1 protein-coding gene is annotated in these 270 nt (G+C 65.6%); it reads right to left on the bottom strand.

Annotated elements, in window-relative coordinates; all coding sequences use genetic code 11:
• Positions 1–270 (bottom strand): hypothetical protein (locus PZC42_RS21405; protein ID WP_277214170.1); only part of this gene is annotated, 270 nt, incomplete at both ends.

Genomic DNA, 270 nt, shown 5'->3' on the forward strand with positions numbered 1-270 from the left:
TCGGTGATCAGGCCCTTGCCGACCTTGTTCGCGATGACGTCGATGTCCAGGTTGACCAGCACGGACCGCGTGGCCCCGATGGGTCCGGTGACCCCCAGGTCCTCTCTCAGGGCCTTGTAGGCGTCCTTGACCTTCTGGTCCCGGGCCACCTTGGCCATGGTGAACAGGTCAGCCTGGTCCTGGGCGCTGGTGCGCCGTGCGAGACCACCGGCGATCTCCTCGTCGAAGACCGTCGAGACCCGGACGAACCGGGCGAACTTGTCGAAGAAC

The sequence above is a fragment of the Isoptericola croceus genome, assembly GCF_029382255.1.
GTDB classification, from domain to species: domain Bacteria; phylum Actinomycetota; class Actinomycetes; order Actinomycetales; family Cellulomonadaceae; genus Isoptericola; species Isoptericola croceus.